Raw genomic sequence first — 20,766 nt, 5'->3', positions numbered from 1 at the left:
TCACGCCGCGAGGACGAGAAGTCGACTCTCCTCTCCGCGGTCGAAACGCGTATCCCCGTGACGACCCCATCGCCGGGCGATGACGCTCGACGAACTCACAGACGACGTTGACGCGGCCTACGGAGACCTCGGCGACAGCCTCGACGTGTCGCTCGACCGCGAGACGCGACACGAACTCGCCATGCTCGTCGCCCTGTTCGACCCCGACGACGCCGACGAACTCGTCCGCCGGGCGGTCCACGCGCTGTTCCAGTCGGAACTCGACCGCGGCCAACTCGACTTCCACCTCCGGCAGGGCTACGACGTGACCTACGACGAGTACCTCGCGGGGATGACCTACGAGGAGATGACCGGACAGTCGCAGGCCCCGCCGCGGGACGACGTGCGCCGCTACCAGATGTAACCGCGGTCGAGACGGGACGGCTCGACTCAGACGATTTCGGCCTCGATTTCGACGCCGTCGATGCGGCGGTAGCGGTGGGAGCCGTCGTCGCCGTCGCGGACGACTTCGAACGCCCGGAGGAGCACCACCAGTCGCTCCTCGCCGAGGTTGGCGCGGAGGACGACGCCCTCGCCGGTGACGACCACGTACGGCGGGGCCGCGACGGGCGGCGCGGCCATCGGTCTGCCGGTGGCCGTCACCGCGTCGGCGAGGGCTCGCGGCAGTCGAGAGAGCGCGCCGGAGCCGTCGAGCGCGCGCCTGAACGGCGGCATGACGCGCTCGCGGTCCGCCACCGAATCGCCGTCCCACTCGGCGGCGACGGCGGTGGCGCACTGGCCGACGACGGTCAACAGTCGCTCGTGTTCGTCGCGGAGCACGCGAGCGGCCTCCTCGGCGAGTCCGTCGTGAGATGTCACGTCAGTCACGAGCCGTGGTGGGTCGTCGCCGTATAAAAACCTCCGCGAGTACGCCCGTCACTTCCCGGACGCTTTTTGCCGGCGCGGGCCGCCAGTACGCACATGGAACTCGCCGCCATCGAGGAACTCATCGAATCGAACATCGAGGACGCCGACGCGACAGTCTCGCGGCCGCGAACGGTCGACGAGAACCACGAGGACGACCACTACGCCGCCGTCGTCGTCTCGCCCGCCTTCGAGGGGAAGTCGTTGGTCAAGCAGCACCAACTCGTCTACGACGCCCTCGGCGACCACATGACGACGGACATCCACGCGATGGAACTGAAGACGTACACGCCCGAGGAGTACGCAGCGCTGGAGGAGTGAACGAACCACCGCGACCGACGTACTGAGAACGGCGAACGGACCGAAAAGAGACCGACCCGCCTGAACCCGACTGAACCCGAACGGCCCGCTCAGAGGTTCGCTTCCGGCGCGTCGAGGTCGGCCGATTCTAACGACCGGTTCTGGAGCGTCTCGCCGGTGGTCGCGTCGAACAGGTGAACCGCGTCCTCGGGGATGCGGGCGACGACCGACTCGCCGGCTTCGACTCGGCGCATGCCGCCGACGGTGGCGACGAAGCGGCGCTCGCCGCCGAGTTCGAGGTAGACAGCGTTCTCGTTACCCATCGGTTCGACCACGTCGACGGTCGTCTCGTAGGCGTGGTCCGCGGCCGCGTCGTCGATGACTTCGACGTCCTCGGGGCGGATACCGAGGGTGACGCGCTCCGAGCCCTCGACCGCCTCCGCGGACTTCGCCGAGAGTTCGTACGAAAAGGCGTCGCCGACGAGTTCGTCGCCCTGGACGTCCATCTCGAAGAAGTTCATCGACGGCTCGCCGATGAAGCCCGCGACGAAGCGGTTCGCCGGACGGTGGTACGCCTCCAGCGGCGTGGCGACCTGCTGGAGTTCGCCGTCGTTGAGGATGGCGATTCGGTCGCCCATCGTCATCGCCTCCGTCTGGTCGTGAGTGACGTAGACGGTGGTGACGCCGAGGTCCTCCTGCAGGCGCTGGAGCTCCGTCCGCATCTGCGAGCGAAGTTTGGCGTCCAGGTTGGACAGCGGCTCGTCCATCAGGAACACCTCGGGGTCGCGCACGATGGCGCGCCCGAGGGCGACCCGCTGTTGCTGGCCGCCGGAGAGTTCGCCGGGCTTGCGGTCGAGCAGGTCGGCGATGCCGAGCATGGACGACGTCTCCTCGACGAGTTCGTCGATGTCGGCGTCGCCCATGTCAGTCGACTCCTCCAGCCCGAAGCGCATGTTCCCGCGGACGGTCATGTGCGGGTACAGCGCGTACGACTGGAACACCATCGCGATGTCCCGGTCGCGCGGCGGGCGGTTGTCCATCCGGTCGTCGCCGAGTCGAATCTCGCCCTCGGAGACGGTTTCCAGCCCCGCAATCATGCGGAGCGTGGTCGATTTCCCGCACCCCGAGGGACCGACGAGGACGAGGAACTCGCCGTCCTCGATGGTCACGGAGGCGTCGTCGACGGCGACGACTTTGGAGCCGCCGTCGTCGAAGAACTTCGATACGTGGTCGAGCGTGAGGTCAGCCATGGGTCTGTGTGCGTGTCGTGGTGGTCGTCTGCGATGCGACGAGGGAGGTGCGACGGGAGCGGCGGAAGCCGACCGCGCCGCGTGCGAGTCGGCTCATGTGCCGCCCGCGACCCCCTTCGCGAACTTGTCCCCGAACAGGACGTAGACGAGCAACGTCGGCAGGGCGGCGACGAACGCGCCGGCCATCTGCGTGTTGAACGTCTGGATGATGCCGCCGGTCAGTTCGTTGAGCGCGATGGTCGCCACCGCCGCGGGGCCGGACCCCGAGGGGATGATGATGAGCGCGAACAGCAGGTCGTTCCAGACCTGCGTGAACTGGTAGATGAGCGTCACCGCGAACATCGGCATCGAAAGCGGGAGCACGATGCGGCGGTAGACGGTGAACGCGCCCGCGCCGTCGAGGCGAGCGGCCTCCAGCATCTCCGTCGAGAGCTTCTTGTAGTAGCCTCGGAACAGCAGCGTCGTGATGGGAATCCCGTACGCCGTGTGGGTGATGATGAGGTTGATGATGCTCGCGTAGTGCGGGTGGGTGGCGAGTTCGACCGTCCCGAGGACGGGCACCTGCGCCGAGAACACCGTGATGTCGAGAAGCGGCGCGAGCAACTCCTGTGTGTCCACGATGGCCCAGAGCCGCGACAGCGGGATGAGCACCGCCTGGTACGGGATGAAGATACCCGCGATGAACAGCGCGACGACGCCGAGTTGGCCGCGCCACTCGAAGTTCGTGAGGCCGTACGCCGCGAAGCTGCCGAACAGCGCCGACAGCACCGTCGCCGGCACGGCCAGCATGATGCTGTTGAGGATAGCCGACGACAGCGTGTCGATGGCGACGCCGAACGGTTCGAGCGTGAAGCCCTCGACCGTCGGCGGCACGAACGGCGGCGACGTGGCGAACTCGGCTTCGGTCTTCAGCGCGGTCATCAGCCCCGATTCGAGGGGCGACAGGTAGAACACCACCAGTCCGACGAGCGTCGCGTAGAGGGCGACGCGCAGCGGGTCGATGGCTTCGAGGTCGACGCCGACTCGCTCTGCGAGGTCGTCGCGGACGCTCATAGTTCACCCCGCCGGTACTCGCCGTAGAGGTACGGCGCGACCACGGTCAGCGCGACGACGAAGAGCACCACGGCGATTGCGGAGCCGTAGGCCCACTCGTTGGCCGAGAAGGCCTGTCGGTACATCATCGTCGAGAGGATGTCCGCTGTCGGGCCCGGGTTGCTCCCGAACAGGACGTACAGGAAGTCGAACGCCTTGAGCGCGAACACCATGAGGACGACCGCGGCGCTCACCGTCGAGGCGCGGAGTTGCGGCAGGATGACCCGCCGGTACATCCGGAGGATGGAGGCCCCGTCGACCCGCGCGGCCTCGTACTGGTCGTTCGGAATCGCGCGTAGACCGGCGAGGTAGACGACCATCGCGTAGCCGCTGAACTGCCAGAGCAGCGCGAAGATGACGGCGAACAGCTTGAAGTAGAACGTGTCGGGGACGAGCGGTATCGCCCCGAGTGCGCCCGTGTCGATGCTGCCGGTGAGCCACTTCGACGCGACGAAGTCGAGGCCGATTCCCCGCAGGAACGCGTTGATGAGCCCCGAGTCGAAGTTGTACATCCACCGCCAGAACACCGCCGTCACGACGAACGACAGGCTGAACGGCAGGAGGTAGACGGTGCGGAACCAGTTTTCGAACCGGATGCCGCGGTCGACGAGGATGGCGAGGCCGAGCCCCCCGGCCAGCGAGAGGCCGGTAAACGAGATGAGGAGCACGAACGTGTTCCGGGTGGCGATCCAGAACTGGCCGTCCGAGAAGGCCCGCCGGTACATCTCCAGGTCGAACGTCGAGGGGTCGTACGTCGGCAGTGTGAGCCCGCCGAAGTCGGTGAGGGAGATGACGATGTTCCAGCTGATAGCGCCGTAGACGAAAAAGCCCATCAGCAGGAACGGCGGGAGCCAAAACGGCGCGGAGCGGACCGCGTCGCTCTCGCGGAGCGACGACAGCGCCGACCCGACGTCGGAGTCGCCCCCGGCCGTTTCGCTCCCCGCGGCGGCCGTCCCGCCGTCGGTTCGAACCGGCGGACCGCCGTCTCGCAGACGGTCCAGGAGTCGCTTGAGGATGTGAGTTGACATAATCGGAAATGGGGGAGTGCTCCCTTACTGGAACGCCGACTGCACGGCGCTGTAGGCCGCCTCCACGTCGTAGTTGGAGATGAACGAGGCCATCGCGTCCTCGAACGCGGTGAGCGCGTCGGGGGCGACCGCGAGGCCGTGCTGAATCGAAAGCGGCTGGGCCTCGGAGTTGGAGAAGTCGTCCATCTGGTTCTGGAGGAACGGTCCGAAGGCGTCCTGCGGCACGTCGGTGCGCGGCGGGATGGAGCCCTTCTTGGGGTTGAACCGCTCTTGGGCGTCGACCGAGCCGACGTAGCGGAGGAACGCCTTCGTCGCCTCGGGCGACGGGTTGTTCGTCGGCATCGGGAACGAGTCCATGTTGAGCGAGTAGAGTCCCTCGGTACCCGGGAACGGGACGTGGTCCCAGTTGGACTCGTACTCGAAGCCGTCCTGCCCGCGGTACATGCCCGCAGCCCAGTCGCCCTGGTGGAAGAACGCCGCGTCGCCCTCGATAATCTTCGAGTTGGCGTCCTGCCACGAGATGGAGCCGGCGTCGTTCGGGTAGTACTCGGAGTACTGCTTGACGATGTCGAGCGAGTCGCGGACGGCGTCCGCGTTGGCCTCGACGTTACCCGCGGTCACGTCGGCGTACACGTCCGCGCCGTACTCGCCGAGGAGCACCTGCGCCCAGAGCTGGCCGGTCGACCACGCGGAGTTCGTCTGCTGGGCCATCCCGACGTAGCCCGCCTCGTCGACGGTCGCCATCGCGTCCACGAGGGCGCTCGGCGAGTCGATGCTCGCGGGGTCGACGCCCGCGTCCTCGACGACCTCGACGTTGTAAAAGAGGTTGTTGAGGCGGTGGATGTTCAGCGGGACCGAAACGTAGTTGCCCGCCGGTTGCGCCGCCTCCTGGGGGCCGTCGAGGTAGGCGTTCTTCATGTCGTTGTGTCCCCAGACGGACTCCTCGATATCCTCCAGTTTGTCGGCGTCCGTGAAGGGCTGGAGGTTCGCGCCGGGCCACGCCTGCCACGAGCTCGGCGGGTCGTTGTTCAGGATGCGCTTTTTGATGACCGCGCGGAGGTTCTGTCCCGCGCCGCCCGCGACGGGGTTCTCCGTGAGTTCGATGTCGGGGTGCTGCTCTTCGAAGCCCTCGAACAGCGCCTGAACCGCCGCGCCGCCGTCGCCGCCGGTCCACCAGTGCTGCACTTCGAGCGCGTTGTACTCCGTCGAAGAGTCGGAGTCGTCACCGCTCGTCTCCTCGGTGCTCTCGGAGTCGCCGGAACTCTCCGTGGACTCCGTCGTCGACTCTCCGCCGCCGCCGGTACAGCCCGCGAGGAACGTCGCGGTTCCGGCACCGCCGGCGAGTTTGAGATACGTGCGTCGGGAAACGTCGTCCGAATCAGGTGTGTCAGTCATGATTGTTGGTCCGTGACAAGTCCAGACAATGAATTTTACACGATTTACTTAAGACTTTCCAAATCAACAATTCGAAATCGAGTAAATTTTTTTGTCATCAAGGAACTGTCTGGTTAGAATCGGAAGACTGCACCCAGTCACGAGACCAATTAATAAGTATTTAAACATGAGTAAATTTTCATGAACGAGGGGCAGACACACGGACCAATGGATTTTACCCCCTGCCAAAACGACCCCCGAACCATGGGCGACGATGATTATCGAATCGAGCGGGACAGTCTCGGCGAGATGGAAGTTCCTGTCGACGCCTACTGGGGCGCACAGACCCAGCGGGCGGTCGAGAACTTCCCTATCTCCGGTATCACCTTCGGGCGGCGCTTCGTCCGCGCGCTCGGCGTGGTGAAGAAGGCCGCCGCGCAGGCTAACCGCGACCTCGGCATGATAGACGAGGACGTCGCGGCCGCCATCGTCGAGGCCGCCGACGAGGTCATCGCCGGCGAACTCGACGACCAGTTCCCCGTGGACGTGTTCCAGACCGGCTCCGGGACCTCCTCGAACATGAACGCCAACGAGGTCATCGCCAACCGCGCCGCGGAGATTATGGGCGAGGGCATCGGCGACCGCGTCGTCCACCCGAACGACCACGTCAACTTCGGACAGTCCTCGAACGACGTGATTCCGACGGCCATGCACGTCGCGTCCCTCGAAGCCGTCGAGAAGGACCTCCTCCCCGCGCTGGAGACGCTGGCCGAGGCGCTCGGCGACAAGGAAGACGAGTTCGACGGCGTCGTCAAGACCGGTCGCACCCACCTGCAGGACGCCACGCCCGTCCGCCTCGGACAGGAGTTCGGCGGCTACCGCACGCAGGTCGAAAAGGGCATCCGCCGCGTCGAGAACGTCCGTGAACACCTCGGCGAACTCGCGCTCGGCGGCACCGCGGTCGGCACGGGGCTGAACACGCACCCCGAGTTCCCGGCGAAGGCCGCAGAGTACATGTCCGAGGAGACCGGCGTCGAGTTCCGCGAGGCCGACAACCACTTCGAGGCGCAGGCGGCCCACGACGCGATGAGCGAGGCCCACGGCGCGCTCCGCACGGTCGCCGGCTCCCTCAACAAAATCGCCAACGACCTCCGCCTGCTCGCGTCCGGCCCGCGCAACGGGCTCGGCGAACTCGAACAGCCGGAGAACCAGCCCGGCTCCTCCATCATGCCCGGCAAAATCAACCCGGTCGTCGCGGAGGCCGTCAATCAGGTCCACAAGCAGGTCGTCGGCAACGACGCCGCCGTCTCCGCCGGTGCCGCCGAGGGCCAAATCGACCTCAACCTCTATAAGCCCGTCCTCGCGCACAACTTCCTCGAATCGGCGAAGCTGCTGGCGAACTCCTCCGAGGTGTTCGCCGAGCGGTTCGTCGCCAAGCTCGAAGCCAACGAGGAACACTGCGAGACGCGGGTCGAACAGTCGATGGCGCTGGCGACGGCGCTCAACCCCGCAATCGGCTACGACAAGGCCTCGAAGGTCGCCAAGAAGGCGCTCGCGGACGGCAAGAGCGTCCGGCAGGTCGCCGTCGACGAAGGCTACCTCACCGAGGCGGAAGCCGACGAGGTGCTCGACCCCGAGAAGATGACCCACCGCGGCATCCTCGGCGACGACTGAGTCCGGCCGAGAAAAAGCAGTCCACTTTTTGATACGTCGGGGCGGGCGGGTGGACGCCCCGATTCGAGGCGCGCGCTCGACGATTTCAGTCGGTTCAGTCGTAGAGACCGTTATATTTACTCGGCTCGCGGTAGCAATCGCACTCCGGCACCGCCGTGACAGTCACCCCCGAGTGAAGAACTGTCACGAAATCTCGAAAATCGGTATTTTGAAGCCTGATTTTGACGATTATACCAGTATGGCCGGACTGCAAGAGCAGCGGGCCCGCGGGCGAGACATGTTGGAGTGTCGAGGTTGTGGGGCCGTATTCCCGGAGGGACGAGCGACGAACGACGGGTGGACGTACGTCTGTCCCGAGTGTGAACAGGTCGAAGGTATCGGCGAGGGGCTTCGTCGCCTCTGACGGCAGACTGAATCCTTTTTTACTCCCCCCGAACGCAGGGAGTAGCAATGACCGACTACGACTACGACTACGAGGACCTCGGCCTCGTGGCTGGGCTGGAGATTCACCAGCAACTCGACACCGAGACGAAGCTGTTCTGCGGGTGTCCGACCGACCTCCGCGAGCCCGACGAGGCGGCGCGCACGTTCACGCGCTTCCTCCACCCGACCAAGAGCGAACTGGGCGAACTGGACGACGCCGCGCTCGAAGAGAGCCGCGTCGAACGCGAGTTCGAGTACCTCGCCTACGACTCGACCTGTCTGGTCGAAGAGGACGACGAGCCGCCGCACGAACTCGACCACGAGGCGCGCACGGTCGCCATGCAGATCGCCGAACTGCTCGACATGAACGTCGTCGACGAGGCGCACGTCATGCGCAAGCTCGTCATCGACGGCTCGAACACCTCGGGGTTCCAGCGCTCGTCGCTCATCGCGCAGGAAGGCGAAATTCAGACCAGCGAGGGCCCCGTCTCCGTCGTCGACCTCATGCTCGAAGAGGAGTCCGCCCAGCGGGTCGAAGAGCGCGACGACGGCGTCCTCTACAGCCTCGACCGCCTCGGCATCCCGCTCGTCGAAATCGGTACCGGGCCGGACATCTCCTCGCCCGAGCAGGCGCGCGAGGCGGCCCAGACCATCGGCATGCTCCTGCGCTCGACGGGCACGGTCAAACGCGGCCTCGGCACCATCCGGCAGGACGTGAACGTCTCCATCGCCGACGGCGCGCGCGTCGAAATCAAGGGCGTGCAGGCGCTCGACCAAATCGACGAAATCGTCCGCTTCGAGGTCGGCCGACAGGCCGAACTGGTCGAGATTCGCGACGAACTCCAGTCGCGGGACGCCTCGGTCGGCGACGTGGCCGACGTGACCGACGTGTTCGAGGACAGCGATTCGGGCGTCATCCGCGGCGCGCTGGACGCGGGCGGAAAGGTCACGGCCGTCCCCCTGTACGGCTTCGACGGCCTCGTCGGCCGCGAGCTGCAGCCGGACCGCCGCCTCGGTACCGAACTCTCCGACCACGCCAAGCGCCACGGCGCGGGCGGCATCTTCCACACCGACGAACTCCCGGCGTACGGCGTCACCGAGACCGAGGTCGAAGCGCTCCGCGAGGCGGTCGACGCCGGTCCCGAAGACGCGGTCGCCATCGTCGCCGACGACCCCGAGACGGCCGACCTCGCCATCGACGCGGTCGCCGAGCGCGCCGCCGTCGCCATCGAGGAGGTCCCCGAGGAGACCCGCGGAGCTAACGACGACGGGACGACGCGCTACCTCCGCCCGCTCCCCGGCGCGGCCCGGATGTACCCCGAGACGGACGTGCTCACCGTCGACCTCGACCCGAGCGACGTGGAGACGCCCGAACTCCTGACCGAGAAGGTCGACCGCTACCAAGACGAGTTCGGCCTCGACGCCGGCCTCGCGGAACAGGTCGCCTACGGCCGGAAGATGCCGCTGTTCGAAGAAGCGGTGGACGCCGGCATCGACGCGACGTTCGCGGCGGGCCTGCTCGAATCGACGCTGACCGAACTCCGCCGCGACGACGTGGCCGTCTCGGAACTCACCGACGACCACCTGCTCGCGGTCATGCACCTCGTCGAGGACGGCGACCTCGCCAAAGAGGGCGTCAACGACGTGCTCGCCACCATCGCCGAGGACCCGAGCCTCACGGCCGAGGAAGCCGTCGAGGAGGCCGGCCTCTCCGGCGTCTCCGAGGACGAGGTCCGCGAGGCCATCGCGGAGGTCGTCGAGCGCAACGCCGACCAGGTCGAAGAACAGGGCATGGGCGCGTTCTCCGCGCTCATGGGCGAGGCGATGGGCGCGCTCCGCGGCAAGGCCGACGGCGGCGTCGTCAGCGACGTGCTCCGCGAGGAGATTCAAAAGCGGGCCTGAACGCCGAGGCTTCGGACCGCATCCAATTTTCTCTCCGTTCTCACGACGCCGAGCGCCCGCCACCGCGGACGAACCGCCGCCAGACCCATCGACCCGCGTACTCGACGCCGGCCGCGACGAAGAGGAGGACCAACAGCGCCGGCCCGACGATGAGGAACATCCCGAGTGCGTCCGTCTCGCCGCGGACGTGGAGGAACGCCCACCAGACGAGTTCCGTCACGCCGAACAGGCCGACGAGCGGCGCGACCAGTCCCCGGCGAGCGAACAGCAGGGCCGCGACGACGACGAACCCGGCGAGCAGGAGGAACGAGAACCCGAAGAAGCCCGCCGCGGCCAGCGAGTCCTCGACGAAGCCCGAGGGGAACGCGTCGGTGGCGAGTCGCGCCGCGGTCCAGACGGCGAGCGTGGCGACGGCGTAGCCGCCGCCGAGGAGCGCGGGTATCAGGAAGCCACGGGCGCTCCGGGCGCGAGTCGCGTAGACGACGCCGACGGTGCCGAGCGCGGCGGCGACGGCGACGACGTGGGTGAGAAGCCAGTCGCCGAGCACCGGGTCGGGCGAACCGGGCATCTCACCGCACCTCGATTCGCGTCATCGACTCCTCGGCTATCGTGGCCAGTCGCTCGACGCGCTCGTCGGTCGAGGGGTGGGTCGAAAGCAGGTCCGAAACCGGGTCTTCGACCTCGACCTCGCCGTACACCCACAGCGGCGACAGGCCGAACTGCGGCCGGGCGGCCCGCTCTAACTTTCGCAGGGCCGACGCGAGCGCCATCGGCTTACCCGTCACCTCGGCGGCCCGCGCGTCGGCCGCGAACTCCCGCTTTCTCGACTGCGACCGAACGAACACGGTGAGTCCGAAGCCGAACAGGCCGACGAACTCGTCCAGTCGGAGGCGAAGCCGCCCGGCGAGCGTCTCGTGCCACGACCCCGGTTGGCCGCGAATCCACGCCGAGCCGAGGGCGACGCCCGTCGTCAGGAACGTCACCGGCGAGACGAACAGGTAGCCGACGCCGACGACCGTCTGGAGGACGCTCGCCACGAGCGACTGGACCAACCCGTCTTTCCGTTCGAGGTGCGCGAGTTCGTGCGCGAGCAGCGCCTCGAACTCGTCGGCGTCGAGGAGGCGAAACAGCGCGGCGTCGAGGACGACCACGTCGCGCCCCATCGGGTCGAGCGCCATCGCGTTCGGCGCGGAGAAACGCGCGAGCTTCAGCGTCGGCGGGTCGAGGTCCATCCGCTCGGCGAGGCGGTCGCGCAGGCGGTGGACCGACGGCGACTCTGCGGGTGACATGTCGCGTGCGTCGAGTTGGCTGAGCAGTCGCACCGTGCCGAAGCGGAAGCTCAGGTAGCCGAGGACGACGGCGACGACGACGCCGACCACGGCGGCGGTCAGGGGGTCCGGACGCAGCCGCCACAGCGTCACCACCGCGAACGCGCTGAGCGCGCTGAGCGAGAGGTAGAACGTGAGGACGACGACGCCGACGACGACCATCGGGAGGCGGGAGCGGCGCGGGGACGATGCCATCTCGCGTGACGTTAGGGCGTCGGGTCGCAAAAGCTGTCTGGCGCGCCGGCGGAGCGGAGTCGTCGAACGCGGCCGAGCGACCGCGCCGCCCGGACCGCCGGCACCGCTAGTTTCTCCACGGGGGCGGCCGAAGAGGAGTCATGCAGTTCTTCGAGGATTTCGCGGTCGGCGACACCCACGAGTTCGGCGAGTACGACGTGACCGAATCGGAGATTCTGGAGTTCGCCGGGCGGTACGACCCGCAGTGGTTCCACACCGACCCCGAGCGCGCCGAATCAGAGTCGATGTACGGCGGCGTCATCGCCAGCGGCTGGCACACCACGGCGATGACGATGCGCCTGCTCGTGGACGGCTTCCTGGCCGACTCGGCGTCCCTCGGCGCGAAGGGCGTCGACGAACTCCGCTGGTGGAAGCCGGTGTACCCGGGCGACACGCTCGTCGTGGAAACCGAAGTGCTGGAGACGACCGCCGAGACCGACGACCGAGGGCTCGTGGAGATTCGGACGACGACCCGCGCCGAGCGCGAGTCCGGAGAAGTCGAGGACGTCTGTTCGTTCGTGAGCTACGTGATGTTCGCCCGGCGAGACGGCGGCGAATAGCGCGGGGCGCGTCAGTTCTCGTCGTCGCGGAAGCGGTCCGGGTCGCGGACGGCCTCGGCGGCGCGGCGGAACACGCCCGTGAGCGTCGCGGCCTCGCGCTCGGTCGGGTGGGCGCGGCCGAGCAGTCGCCGCATCATCCGCGAGGTCTTGGTCCGCTTGTGCTCGCGGTAGTCCACGGCGTCGAGCAACTCGTCGAAGAAGCGGTAGACGACCTCGATTTCGGCCTCGGAGGCGCGCTCGCGCTCCACGTCGGGAAGCTGCGTCTCCTCGACGGTGAAGCGGCGAAGCTCGTACATGAGAATCGTCGCCGCCTGCCCGAGGTTGAGCACGGGGTAGCGGTCGTCGGCGGGGATGCAACAGACCTCGTCGAGCATCGCCAACTCCTCGTTGTCGAGGCCGGTCCCCTCGCGGCCGAAGACGAGCGCGGTCTTCGTCTCCACCGACTCGAGCGAGTCGGCGATTTCGACCGGCGTCTTGAACGGGTAGCGGATGTGCCGGGTGGAGTCCTCGTGGGAGACCGCGGTCGTCCCGATGGTGTGGAACTCCTCGACGACCTCCTTCAGGGTCGTCTCGGTGGCGTTCGGGAGCACGTCCTCGCGAGCGTGGCCGGCGAAGCCGTACGCCTCGCCGTCGGGGTCCAGCTCCGGCGGGTCGACGAGACGGAGGTCGTAGATGCCGAAGTTCTTCATCGCCCGCGCGATGGTGCCGACGTTTCCGGGCGTCTCGGGTTCGACGACGACGACGACGAACTCGCGGTTCCCGCCCGCACCGGCGTCTCGGTCGCCGCTCATTTGGTCGGGTAGTCCGTGTCGAGGTCGACGGCGTCGAGGTCGTCTTCGGTCAGGGGCGTCACGTCCTCGTCGTCGTCCGCGCCGGGACCGTAGTCGCGGAGGTTGATGCGCTCGCCCTCGACGAAGTTCTCCTCCAGCCGGCGCTGAATTTCGTTGGCGTCCGGCGGCGACGGGAGTTCGTCGGGGTCGGTGTCGACGTAGTCCAGTCCGCCGTAGCCGTCGGGGGCGCGACCGCCGTCCGCGAACCACTCGTGGAAGGCGTCGGCGAACACCGCGTCGCCGACGAGGTCGCGGCCGTCCTCCTCGCGGAACCAGTAGAGGAAGTCCGGCTCGTGGCGCTCGCAGAGGAGCACCTCCTCGCGGGGCTCGCCGTAGACGATAGACGCCTGTCGGCACTGCTGTATCCCCTCGTCGCCGTGGACCAGATAGCAGGCGTCGCACGGTTCCTCGACGAGCGAGACGAGGCGCATGAGTCGCTCCCGCGGGTCCTCGGGAATCTCGTCGAGCGGTTTGAACTCGCCCTCGTCGGTGAATATCTCGGACTCTTCGAACCGCCATCCGCGGAGTCCGACGCTGACCTTCGCCATGATCCGAGGTAGCCGAGCGGCGGATAAAAATGGCGTGATGCCGGTCAGCCGTCCGCCAGAGACGGCGAGCCGCCACCGCGGGGGCGACTCGACGCGTCTTCCGCGACCGGTCGGCATATGTTCGTGTGGTCCAACCGGCGGGTATGCGAACCGTCGATGCGGCAGGACTCGAAATCGGCGACGACCACCCGCCGCGAATCATGGGTGTGCTGAACGTCTCCAAGGAGTCCCCGTACAAGCCGAGCGTGTTCAACGACCCGAGCGAGGCCGCCGAGTACGTCGACCGCGAACTCATCGACGAGGGGGCCGACATCGTCGACGTCGGCCTCGAATCGGCGAACAAGCGCCTCGACGTGCTGTCGGCCGAAGACGAACTCGACAGGCTCGACACGGCGCTTTCGGTCCTCGACAGCGTCTCCGGCGACGCCGTCTTCTCCATCGAGACGCGCTACCACGAGGTCGCCGAGGCGGCGCTCGACGGCGGCTTCGACATGGTCAACGACATCTGCGGCTTCGCCGACCCGGAGATGCCCCGCGTCTGCGAGGCGCACGACGCCGCCGTCGCCAAGATGGCGAGCCCGCCGGACCTCACCCGCCCCGGCGCGATAGCGGAGGTCGACGACATCTACGACGCCCTCGAACTGAACGGCTTCACCGACAAGACCATCGTGGACCCCGCCTTCGGCGGCTGGTCGGAGGCGAAGACGCTCGAACACGACCGCGAGACGTTCGACCGACTGCGGGAGTTCCGCGGCTACGGACACCCCATCTTGGTCTCCATCAACCGCAAGAACTTCCTCCGCGACGTGGCCGGCCGCTCGACCGAGGAGGCGCTGCCCGTCAGCCTCGCGGCCACGTCGATGGCGGTCGAACGCGGCGCGCACGTCGTCCGGACTCACGACGTCAGAGAGACCCGCGACGCCGCCCTCATCGGCCACGAGTTCAAGCGCCGCCGCATCCGCGAACCCGGCGACGTGTCGGTCGAGGAACTCGACGTGACGACCTCCGGCGAGGCCGCCAGACACCTCGACCGCGTCGGTGCGAACCGCGAAGTCGCCGCCGAGAGCGTCACGCGCGTCTTCGAACTGGAGGGGCTCGGGTCCGACGACCGGGAATCTCTCGCCGCCGCCGTCGGCGACGCGGGAGCCGTCTTGGCCGCCGGCGACACCGGGGCGCTTCTGGTCGGAAGTCCCGCCGCGCTCACTCGACTTTCGGACCTCGTCACGGATGCCTCAGACGCCCTCGAAGCCGCCTTAGAGACCGTCGAGCGGGCGACGAACTAACTGGTACGCTATCTCGTACCAGACCCGTCTATCCGTCTGACGTTCGGCAGACGTTGACCGTTCTACTAAGAGAAAACTTATACCATCCGACTCTAAAACGGTCCTGTGGACGCCGGAAGGGCACGCGGGTAGGGGTACACGAGTGCCATTCCGGCCCATACAGTTACATTCTGAGCGACAGCTACACCATGGATTTCACCACTTGGGAACCCGTCTACGAGCGGATTCTCGACGATTTCGGCTTCGAACGAGCCGGGGACGAGCGCGCCAGAGACGCGCTCGCGGACCTCGTGAGCCCCTTCGACCGCGACCGACTGGACTGGGCGGACGCGACCGTCGCCGTCTGCGGGGCGGCCCCGACGCTCGACGACGAACTCGACAGGCTCGACGCCCCCGACGTGGACGTGGTCGTCGCCGCCTCCACCGCCGCCGACGCGGTCCGAGCCGCCGGGTTCGACCTCGACCTGATGGTGACCGACCTCGACAAGAACCCCGAGACTGCGATCGAGCTAACGGAATCCGGCGTGCCCGTCGCGGCCCACGCCCACGGCGACAACCTCCCCGCGGTCCGCGAGTGGGTGCCGCGGTTCGACGCCGACAACGTCCTCGGGACGACGCAGGCGGCCCCGGTCGGCCCCGTCGTCAACTGGGGCGGCTTCACCGACGGCGACCGAGCGGCCTTCATCGCCGACGAACTCGGCGCGGGACGGCTCGTCTTCGTCGGCTGGGACTTCGACGACCCGAGCGTGGGGGCGGTGAAAGCGCAGAAGCTCCGGTGGGCCGAGCGCCTGCTCCGGTGGCTCGAACGACGCCGCGGAGAGCGTCTTTCGGTTCTCGACGGCCGACGCGACGGCATCGACCCGCTCCCCTGAGAGCGGCGGTCCGCCGCGAGTCCGAGTTCCCGCCGTCGCGGCTCAGTCGGGCGGAGCGTCGCGCTCAGCGCGTGTTCTGCGGGTGAACGCCGGCCCCCTCGTCGGACCCGGACGGCACGCCCGCCGACTGCTCGACGACGCCGTCGAACAGGTCCGAATCGCACCCCTGACAGGTCGCCGAGACGCGTCGCTTCGTCCGCTCGCTGTCGGGCCGTGCCACCCGTTTGCTCTCGACCGCGACTGCACCGTCGCAGGTCGGGCACGTGCGGAGACACAACCGAAGAGCGCCGAGGACGCGGTTCCGGTCCGCCGTCGGCAACCGCCACCACTCGGGATAGTACCGGCGGAACGTCGCGACGGCCGTGAGGTCGGCGACGAACGCGGCCCGGGAGGTCCACTGGCCGACGGTTCCGCGGTCGAGTCGCGCGAACAGTCCCCGCTCGTTCCACCCCATCTCGATTCTGTCTGGGTCGACGCCGAGGAGCGCCGCGAGCGCCTCGCGGTCGTGGTCCCGCCCGTCGGTTTCGAGCATGCGGGCACGCCAGTCCTCAGCGAACCGCGGCGACAGCGAGAGGTTGTCGTCCGCGTCGGTCGCGAAGACGCCCGCACCGTGTAGCGCGGCGGCGAGGTCGACGCGACCGTCGAGCGAGAGCGGCGGTGAGGGACGCGCCGACGGGAGCATCGGCGGCGACGGCGAGGCCGACGAGAGTTCGACGAACGCGAAGCCGAAGACGACCAGGGGCGGAAGCACACCGAGGAACACGCCGTAGGGAACCCAGACGAGCCACCCGAGCGTTCCGCAGACGAACGTCAAGAGGAGGAGCGGAAACACGAGTGGGGAGCGGAGACGCGGTTGTCGGACCGCGGAGTCAGGAAGGAGGCGATGCCCGGACATACCAGAACCGTGGGTTCGACGCGGTATAGGTATGAACCGGGTACACCAGATAGCAAGAACGTAAACGTGCTCCCGTCCCGGAATTCGGTCGATAACATCATATTACCCGAGACAGTCGCGCCGTCCCGAGGGTCGGCCACCGTACCATATCCATGCCAGCAGGCGTCCGAAAACGGGGCAGTGACGGCCGTTAGACGCGGTAGGATACCGTTTCCCGAGCCGTAGGCTGATTAAGTTCGTTCGAACGGACGGGTTAGGCGGCTTCGCTCTCGCGTCGGGGGTCGGACTGCCGCTACATTGACATAGCCGCCGTCCTGAGGCGCGGCTATGCAACTGCACTGGCACCGCCGGGACCTGCGAGTCGCGGACAACCGCGGCCTCGCGACGGCCGCCGAGGCCGGCCCCGTCGCCCCGCTTTTCGTCTTCGACCGGGACGTGCTCGACCACGCCGGCGCGCCCCGCGTCAGGTACTTACTCGACGCGCTCGCCGAACTCCGCGGCGCGTACCAAGAGCGCGGGAGCGACCTGCTCGTCGCCCGCGGCGACCCCCGAGTCGTCGTCCCGGCGGTCGCGGCGGCGCTCGACGCCGAACGGGCCACCTGGGCAATCGATTACTCCGGACTCGCCCGCGAGCGCGACGCCGACGTGCGACTCGCCCTCGACGACGCCGGCGTCGCCCGCGAGCCGGTCCACGACGCCATCTTCCACCCGCCGGGGAGCATTACGACAAACGCGGGCGACACCTACTCCGTCTACACCTACTTCTGGAAGAAGTGGCGCGACCGCGACAAACCCGACCCCTATCCGGAACCGGACGCCGACGACCTCGCCGACGCCAACACGCTCGAAACCGCGGCGGAAGCGCTCGCTGACGCCGAGTTCGACGTCGCCGCCGGCGACCTGCCGACCATCTCGGACCTCGGCTTCGAGGAGCCGTCGGCATCGGTCCAGCCGGCGGGGACCGAGGCGGCCCGCGAGCGCCTCTCGGCGTTCTGTTCGGACGCCATCTACCGCTACGCCGACGACCGCGACTACCCGACGCGGGACGCCACGTCGCGGCTCTCGACGGACCTCAAGTTCGGGACCATCGGCATCCGCGAGGTGTACGCGGCGACCGCGGCGGCCCGCGAGGGCGTCGGCGGGGAGCGAGACGAGTCGGTCGAGGAGTTCCAGTCGCAGTTGGCGTGGCGGGAGTTCTACGCCCACGTCCTCCGGGAGCATCCGAACGTCGTCACGGAGAACTACAAGGAGTACGAAAACGACATCGCGTGGCGCGACGACGCCGAGGAACTCGCGGCGTGGAAGGAGGGGAAGACCGGCTACCCCATCGTCGACGCCGGGATGCGACAGCTCCGCGAGGAGGCGTACATGCACAACCGCGTCCGGATGATCGTCGCGTCGTTCCTCACGAAGGACCTCCTGTGCGACTGGCGACACGGCTACGCGCACTTCCGCGAGCACCTCGCGGACCACGACACCGCAAACGACAACGGCGGCTGGCAGTGGGCCGCCTCGACCGGGACCGACGCCCAACCGTACTTCCGCATCTTCAACCCGATGACGCAGGGCGAGCGCTACGACCCCGACGGCGAGTACATCACGCGGTACGTCCCCGAGCTATCGGACGTGACGGCCAACACCATCCACGAGTGGCACGAGCTGACCGACCTCGAACGCGAGCGCCTCGCGCCCGACTATCCGGAACCCATCGTGGACCACTCCGAGCGCCGCGAGCGGGCGATTTCGATGTTCGAGGCCGCCCGCGGCGACGACTGACCGACGACCGAGCCCGTCCGCTGTTCTCCACCCTCGGTCGCCGCGGCGCGAACGACTTTCTCCCCGGAAACCGACTCCGCAAGCATGCAGGTCGCTATCATCCTCTACGACGGCTTCGACGAACTCGACGCCGTCGCGCCGTTCGAAGTGTTCCAGAACGCCGGCGCGGCCGGGGCCGACTGCGAGGCCCAACTCGTCGCGCTCTCCGACCGCGAGTTCGTGACCGCGAGCCACGGGATGCGCGTCGGCGTCGACGGCGTCCTCGACCCCGAGACCGACCGCCCGGACCTCCTCGTCGTCCCCGGCGGTGGCTGGAACTCCCGGGCCGCACAGAGCGCGTGGGCCGAAGCCGAGAAAGGCGAGATTCCGGACGCCATCGCGGCGCTCCACGAGGCCGGAACCACCGTCGCCGGCGTCTGTACCGGCGGCATGCTCCTCGCCCGCGCCGGCATCCTCGACGGCCGCCCCGCGGTCACCCACGGCGGCGCGCTCTCGGACCTCCGCAAGACGGCCGCGGAAGTCGTCTCCGCCCGCGTCGTCGACGACGGCGACGTGCTCACCGCGGGCGGCGTCACCTCCGGACTGGACCTGTCGTTACACGTCGTCGAACGGGAGTTCGGGTCGGACATCGCCGACGCCGTCTCGACCGAAATCGAGTACGAGCGCCGAGCTGACCCGTTCGACGGCTGACACGCTCGCGCGAAACGGAGTTTCTCGAATCGGAGAAATCGACCGACAGCGACCCGCACGGCGTGGTTTGTGCTAGCATACCTCTCCTCAAGTTTTAACAGGATTCCGCCCGACCCGTGATACGGAGGTTACACAGTATGAGCTACGAACTCGACCCGCTTCCGTACGAGTACGACGCCCTCGAACCGCACATCTCCGAGCAGGTGCTGACGTGGCATCACGACACCCACCATCAGGGCTACGTCAACGGCTGGAACGCGGCCGAGGAGACCCTCGCCGACAACCGCGAAGCAGGCGAGTTCGGCTCGTCCGCCGGCGCGCTTCGTAACGTCACCCACAACGGCTCGGGACACATTCTGCACGACCTGTTCTGGCAGAACATGTCGCCGGAAGGCGGCGACGAGCCCGAAGGCGCGCTCGCAGAGCGCATCGCCGAGGACTTCGGCTCCTACGAAGCCTGGAAGGGTGAATTCGAAGCGGCGGCCGGCGCAGCCGGCGGCTGGGCGCTTCTCGTCTACGACTCGTTCTCGAACCAGCTTCGGAACGTCGTCGTCGACAAGCACGACCAGGGTGCGCTCTGGGGCTCCCACCCCATCCTCGCGCTCGACGTCTGGGAGCACTCCTACTACCACGACTACGGCCCGGCCCGCGGCGACTTCGTCTCCGCGTTCTTCGAGGTCGTCGACTGGGACGAACCCGCCGCCCGCTACGACCAAGCCGTCGAACTCTTCGAGTAGACCCGGTACATCCCGACTTTTCTTTCGGACGCGACGTCGCCAGCGGCGGCGCTCTCCGCGTCGAACCAAGTGCTGAGGGTCGTCTCTCGCGGGTACGGTCGCCTTCTCAGGACTGTCGGTCGCCGGCGGCCGCGTCATCGAACAGTTCCGCTCCGTCGAACGCCTCGTTCAGCTCGCAGACTCGGTCGTTCAGGGCGGCGAAATCCCGGCCGTCGGTGCCGCGGTCGAAGCTGGCCAAGATGCCGACGGGACGGTCGCCGAGAAACGTTCGGAACTGCTCGAACGAGTCGAATCCGCGGACGGTGTAGCCGTAGTCGGCGTAGTACAGCGTCTCGTAGGTGTCTCTCGTGATGTAGCCGAACCGTTCGTTGTCGATGAATCGGGAGATGTCGAGGCATTCGAGCGCGTTCGAGACGTCCGCCCGGAGATAGAGGTGTTCGTAGCCGTGGTGGTCGAAGACCCAGAGGTCTCGGAGGTCGTCCCCACCGAAGTCTCGGAAGGTCTCAACCAGTCGTGCAGCGGCGTCGCTCATCGCTTCGGGTCTCGCGTCGCGCCTGATAAGCCTACTCATGAGGTCGCTGGCGGTCGCACGGGCGACGGACGCCCGCCGTCGACCAGCACGCCGCCGGCCGCTCGCTGCCTGCGGTCGTCGGGGTTTTGCCCGTCGACCGAGAAGCGTGAGTATGCCCAAGCCGAAAGACGAGTTCGAAACCCTCTACGGGTATCTCCTGTACGAACCCGCCGACATCCTCGACCCCGATTACATGTACACCGTGGGCGAAATCGCCCGCCTGATGCAGGGGCTGTCCCCGCAGGACGACCTCAGCGAGGAGACCGAAGACCGCATCGTTCAGTGGACCATCCCGTGGATCGTCGCCAACCAGGAGGACTTCGTCATCAACGACCCCCGGAGCGACGAGCCGGGCTACTTCGGCCTCCACCCCGACGCTATCCCCGAAGAAGACGAGGAGTAACCGCCGCCACGAACCCACCGCGCCGGTCGGCGTCGCGACGTTCTCCCGACCTGAGAGTCGCACAAACGGTTATCTGTCAGGTGGTTGTTGACT

At 67.6% G+C, this 20,766-nt stretch carries 23 protein-coding genes; 12 read left to right on the top strand and 11 right to left on the bottom strand.

The window, feature by feature from the left end; genetic code table 11:
* Positions 1–79 precede the first annotated feature (79 nt).
* Complete coding sequence (locus C5B91_RS10855) at positions 80–403, top strand: hypothetical protein (RefSeq protein ID WP_004969267.1); 324 nt, start codon at positions 80–82, stop codon at positions 401–403.
* 26 nt (positions 404–429) lie between these two features.
* On the opposite strand, the gene C5B91_RS10850 is transcribed toward C5B91_RS10855, so the two are convergent.
* Entirely contained in the window at positions 430–867 is a 438-nt protein-coding gene (locus tag C5B91_RS10850; RefSeq protein WP_115819324.1) for a hypothetical protein, read from the bottom strand.
* A gap of 93 nt (positions 868–960) precedes the next feature.
* Here C5B91_RS10850 and C5B91_RS10845 point away from each other — a divergent pair, with 93 nt between their 5' ends.
* Positions 961–1,224, top strand: coding sequence for a BolA family protein (locus C5B91_RS10845; protein WP_008094795.1), 264 nt, complete (start codon positions 961–963; stop codon positions 1,222–1,224).
* Between the two features lie 89 nt (positions 1,225–1,313).
* Here C5B91_RS10845 and C5B91_RS10840 read toward each other — a convergent pair whose 3' ends face one another.
* The 4 genes from C5B91_RS10840 to C5B91_RS10825 form a co-directional block, all read right to left on the bottom strand.
* On the bottom strand, positions 1,314–2,453 hold the full coding sequence (locus tag C5B91_RS10840) for an ABC transporter ATP-binding protein (protein ID WP_008094794.1): 1,140 nt from the start codon (positions 2,451–2,453) through the stop codon (positions 1,314–1,316).
* A gap of 93 nt (positions 2,454–2,546) precedes the next feature.
* Complete coding sequence (locus tag C5B91_RS10835; protein WP_049913559.1) at positions 2,547–3,506, bottom strand: carbohydrate ABC transporter permease; 960 nt, start codon at positions 3,504–3,506, stop codon at positions 2,547–2,549.
* Complete coding sequence (locus C5B91_RS10830) at positions 3,503–4,573, bottom strand: carbohydrate ABC transporter permease (protein WP_008094792.1); 1,071 nt, start codon at positions 4,571–4,573, stop codon at positions 3,503–3,505. The genes C5B91_RS10835 and C5B91_RS10830 overlap by 4 nt, the downstream gene beginning before the upstream one ends.
* A gap of 24 nt (positions 4,574–4,597) precedes the next feature.
* Positions 4,598–5,968, bottom strand: a complete 1,371-nt coding sequence (locus C5B91_RS10825) for an extracellular solute-binding protein (protein ID WP_049967868.1) — start codon at positions 5,966–5,968, stop codon at positions 4,598–4,600.
* Positions 5,969–6,211: 243 nt separating this feature from the next.
* Here C5B91_RS10825 and C5B91_RS10820 point away from each other — a divergent pair, with 243 nt between their 5' ends.
* The 3 genes from C5B91_RS10820 (at position 6,212) to gatE (ending at position 9,946) form a co-directional block, all read left to right on the top strand.
* Entirely contained in the window at positions 6,212–7,621 is a 1,410-nt protein-coding gene (locus C5B91_RS10820) for a class II fumarate hydratase (protein ID WP_049967869.1), read from the top strand.
* Positions 7,622–7,859: 238 nt separating this feature from the next.
* A complete protein-coding gene (locus tag C5B91_RS22425; protein WP_191965854.1) occupies positions 7,860–8,024 on the top strand; it encodes an HVO_2901 family zinc finger protein in 165 nt (54 codons plus the stop codon).
* Positions 8,025–8,071: 47 nt separating this feature from the next.
* A complete protein-coding gene (gene gatE, locus C5B91_RS10815; RefSeq protein ID WP_008094789.1) occupies positions 8,072–9,946 on the top strand; it encodes a Glu-tRNA(Gln) amidotransferase subunit GatE in 1,875 nt (624 codons plus the stop codon).
* Positions 9,947–9,986: 40 nt separating this feature from the next.
* Here the strand turns inward: gatE and C5B91_RS10810 are convergent, their stop codons facing one another.
* Positions 9,987–10,514 (bottom strand): hypothetical protein, encoded by a 528-nt coding sequence (locus tag C5B91_RS10810; RefSeq protein ID WP_008094788.1) that lies wholly within the window; start codon positions 10,512–10,514, stop codon positions 9,987–9,989.
* Position 10,515: 1 nt separating this feature from the next.
* Positions 10,516–11,436: a M48 family metallopeptidase gene (locus C5B91_RS10805; RefSeq protein WP_115819323.1), complete on the bottom strand. Its 921-nt coding sequence runs from the start codon at positions 11,434–11,436 to the stop codon at positions 10,516–10,518.
* A 173-nt stretch (positions 11,437–11,609) separates the two neighbouring features.
* Here C5B91_RS10805 and C5B91_RS10800 point away from each other — a divergent pair, with 173 nt between their 5' ends.
* The gene (locus C5B91_RS10800; RefSeq protein ID WP_008094785.1) at positions 11,610–12,068 is read left to right on the top strand and encodes a MaoC family dehydratase; all 459 of its coding nucleotides are present in this window, start codon (positions 11,610–11,612) and stop codon (positions 12,066–12,068) included.
* An 11-nt stretch (positions 12,069–12,079) separates the two neighbouring features.
* Here the strand turns inward: C5B91_RS10800 and C5B91_RS10795 are convergent, their stop codons facing one another.
* Entirely contained in the window at positions 12,080–12,859 is a 780-nt protein-coding gene (locus tag C5B91_RS10795) for an RNA methyltransferase (RefSeq protein ID WP_008094784.1), read from the bottom strand.
* The gene (locus C5B91_RS10790) at positions 12,856–13,446 is read right to left on the bottom strand and encodes a hypothetical protein (protein ID WP_049967870.1); all 591 of its coding nucleotides are present in this window, start codon (positions 13,444–13,446) and stop codon (positions 12,856–12,858) included. Before C5B91_RS10790 ends, C5B91_RS10795 begins: the two co-directional genes overlap by 4 nt.
* A gap of 143 nt (positions 13,447–13,589) precedes the next feature.
* Here C5B91_RS10790 and C5B91_RS10785 point away from each other — a divergent pair, with 143 nt between their 5' ends.
* Together C5B91_RS10785 and C5B91_RS10780 are read left to right on the top strand one after the other, a co-directional pair.
* On the top strand, positions 13,590–14,729 hold the full coding sequence (locus C5B91_RS10785) for a dihydropteroate synthase (protein WP_008094782.1): 1,140 nt from the start codon (positions 13,590–13,592) through the stop codon (positions 14,727–14,729).
* A 188-nt stretch (positions 14,730–14,917) separates the two neighbouring features.
* Positions 14,918–15,601, top strand: a complete 684-nt coding sequence (locus tag C5B91_RS10780; RefSeq protein WP_049967871.1) for a 6-hydroxymethylpterin diphosphokinase MptE-like protein — start codon at positions 14,918–14,920, stop codon at positions 15,599–15,601.
* A gap of 64 nt (positions 15,602–15,665) precedes the next feature.
* On the opposite strand, the gene C5B91_RS10775 is transcribed toward C5B91_RS10780, so the two are convergent.
* Positions 15,666–16,433: a hypothetical protein gene (locus C5B91_RS10775; protein WP_081909229.1), complete on the bottom strand. Its 768-nt coding sequence runs from the start codon at positions 16,431–16,433 to the stop codon at positions 15,666–15,668.
* A gap of 390 nt (positions 16,434–16,823) precedes the next feature.
* Here C5B91_RS10775 and C5B91_RS10770 point away from each other — a divergent pair, with 390 nt between their 5' ends.
* The 3 genes from C5B91_RS10770 (at position 16,824) to sod (ending at position 19,699) form a co-directional block, all read left to right on the top strand.
* Complete coding sequence (locus C5B91_RS10770) at positions 16,824–18,272, top strand: deoxyribodipyrimidine photo-lyase (protein WP_115819322.1); 1,449 nt, start codon at positions 16,824–16,826, stop codon at positions 18,270–18,272.
* A gap of 84 nt (positions 18,273–18,356) precedes the next feature.
* A complete protein-coding gene (locus C5B91_RS10765; protein WP_008094777.1) occupies positions 18,357–18,962 on the top strand; it encodes a DJ-1/PfpI family protein in 606 nt (201 codons plus the stop codon).
* A 137-nt stretch (positions 18,963–19,099) separates the two neighbouring features.
* Positions 19,100–19,699: a superoxide dismutase gene (gene sod, locus C5B91_RS10760; RefSeq protein WP_049967874.1), complete on the top strand. Its 600-nt coding sequence runs from the start codon at positions 19,100–19,102 to the stop codon at positions 19,697–19,699.
* Positions 19,700–19,805: 106 nt separating this feature from the next.
* Here sod and C5B91_RS10755 read toward each other — a convergent pair whose 3' ends face one another.
* On the bottom strand, positions 19,806–20,231 hold the full coding sequence (locus tag C5B91_RS10755) for a hypothetical protein (protein WP_049967875.1): 426 nt from the start codon (positions 20,229–20,231) through the stop codon (positions 19,806–19,808).
* 151 nt (positions 20,232–20,382) lie between these two features.
* Here C5B91_RS10755 and C5B91_RS10750 point away from each other — a divergent pair, with 151 nt between their 5' ends.
* On the top strand, positions 20,383–20,673 hold the full coding sequence (locus C5B91_RS10750) for a DUF5827 family protein (protein ID WP_115819321.1): 291 nt from the start codon (positions 20,383–20,385) through the stop codon (positions 20,671–20,673).
* Positions 20,674–20,766: the final 93 nt, after the last annotated feature.

The sequence above is a fragment of the Haloferax sp. Atlit-10N genome (assembly GCF_003586325.1).
In the GTDB taxonomy this organism is placed as follows: domain Archaea; phylum Halobacteriota; class Halobacteria; order Halobacteriales; family Haloferacaceae; genus Haloferax; species Haloferax prahovense.
The sequence above is the reverse complement of the archived record's forward strand: the minus strand, read 5'-3'. Positions and strand labels throughout refer to the sequence as shown.

Bases quoted from the DNA above. Each gene is read 5' to 3' on its own strand.
- C5B91_RS10845 (WP_008094795.1), top strand. From the start codon at position 961: ATGGAACTCGCCGCCATCGAGGAACTCATCGAATCGAACATCGAGGAC.
- C5B91_RS10810 (WP_008094788.1), bottom strand. From the start codon at position 10,514: ATGCCCGGTTCGCCCGACCCGGTGCTCGGCGACTGGCTTCTCACCCAC.
- C5B91_RS10805 (WP_115819323.1), bottom strand. From the start codon at position 11,436: ATGGTCGTCGTCGGCGTCGTCGTCCTCACGTTCTACCTCTCGCTCAGC.
- C5B91_RS10835 (WP_049913559.1), bottom strand. From the start codon at position 3,506: ATGAGCGTCCGCGACGACCTCGCAGAGCGAGTCGGCGTCGACCTCGAA.
- C5B91_RS10855 (WP_004969267.1), top strand. From the start codon at position 80: ATGACGCTCGACGAACTCACAGACGACGTTGACGCGGCCTACGGAGAC.
- C5B91_RS10820 (WP_049967869.1), top strand. From the start codon at position 6,212: ATGGGCGACGATGATTATCGAATCGAGCGGGACAGTCTCGGCGAGATG.
- C5B91_RS10785 (WP_008094782.1), top strand. From the start codon at position 13,590: ATGCGAACCGTCGATGCGGCAGGACTCGAAATCGGCGACGACCACCCG.
- gatE (WP_008094789.1), top strand. From the start codon at position 8,072: ATGACCGACTACGACTACGACTACGAGGACCTCGGCCTCGTGGCTGGG.
- C5B91_RS10790 (WP_049967870.1), bottom strand. From the start codon at position 13,446: ATGGCGAAGGTCAGCGTCGGACTCCGCGGATGGCGGTTCGAAGAGTCC.
- C5B91_RS10830 (WP_008094792.1), bottom strand. From the start codon at position 4,573: ATGTCAACTCACATCCTCAAGCGACTCCTGGACCGTCTGCGAGACGGC.
- C5B91_RS10755 (WP_049967875.1), bottom strand. From the start codon at position 20,231: ATGAGCGACGCCGCTGCACGACTGGTTGAGACCTTCCGAGACTTCGGT.
- C5B91_RS10795 (WP_008094784.1), bottom strand. From the start codon at position 12,859: ATGAGCGGCGACCGAGACGCCGGTGCGGGCGGGAACCGCGAGTTCGTC.
- C5B91_RS10770 (WP_115819322.1), top strand. From the start codon at position 16,824: ATGCAACTGCACTGGCACCGCCGGGACCTGCGAGTCGCGGACAACCGC.
- C5B91_RS10780 (WP_049967871.1), top strand. From the start codon at position 14,918: ATGGATTTCACCACTTGGGAACCCGTCTACGAGCGGATTCTCGACGAT.
- sod (WP_049967874.1), top strand. From the start codon at position 19,100: ATGAGCTACGAACTCGACCCGCTTCCGTACGAGTACGACGCCCTCGAA.
- C5B91_RS10825 (WP_049967868.1), bottom strand. From the start codon at position 5,968: ATGACTGACACACCTGATTCGGACGACGTTTCCCGACGCACGTATCTC.
- C5B91_RS10800 (WP_008094785.1), top strand. From the start codon at position 11,610: ATGCAGTTCTTCGAGGATTTCGCGGTCGGCGACACCCACGAGTTCGGC.
- C5B91_RS22425 (WP_191965854.1), top strand. From the start codon at position 7,860: ATGGCCGGACTGCAAGAGCAGCGGGCCCGCGGGCGAGACATGTTGGAG.
- C5B91_RS10765 (WP_008094777.1), top strand. From the start codon at position 18,357: ATGCAGGTCGCTATCATCCTCTACGACGGCTTCGACGAACTCGACGCC.
- C5B91_RS10840 (WP_008094794.1), bottom strand. From the start codon at position 2,453: ATGGCTGACCTCACGCTCGACCACGTATCGAAGTTCTTCGACGACGGC.
- C5B91_RS10750 (WP_115819321.1), top strand. From the start codon at position 20,383: ATGCCCAAGCCGAAAGACGAGTTCGAAACCCTCTACGGGTATCTCCTG.